Source organism: Variovorax sp. P2_H12 (assembly GCF_056403395.1).
In genome coordinates, this window is sequence record NZ_JBFUFO010000261.1 from 1 (window position 1) to 399 (window position 399).

Sequence of the window (399 nt, forward strand, 5' to 3'; positions counted from 1 at the left end):
AGACGTTGCTCCAGGCATGGAACCGAGGGAGATGTGGGAGCGCCATGCCGTACTGGCGCGGGCCTATTTCGGGAATGACGAGGATGTACGCCGTGCGCAGGGGGACCTTGACGAACGAAATGCGGACCGCATGCGGACGCTGGCCGCGTTCGCGGTGACGCTGGGAAGCGACGGGACCGTCGCCGAACTCCTCGGGCTCCATGAACGCGAAGTACGCCTGGCCCGCCGCACCGTGGGAAAGGAGGACGCCCGGGCCATCGCCAAGGCACTCCTGGATCATCACGCTGCCGATGCATACAAGCCCCCTGCCGAAGACGCGGACGGCTGCCCTCCGTACCCGGAACCGGAGGAGAGGCAGGTGTCCCACGAGACTCCGGCCGCTCCGAGCCTCCCTCATAC

The 399-nt window shown here is 67.2% G+C and carries 1 protein-coding gene; it reads right to left on the reverse strand.

Annotated features, from left to right (window positions below; genetic code table 11):
* A partial coding sequence (locus tag AC1DYK_RS36055; protein ID WP_478170630.1) for a hypothetical protein occupies nt 1-283 on the reverse strand: 283 nt, incomplete at its 3' end.
* Nucleotides 284-399 lie beyond the last annotated feature (116 nt).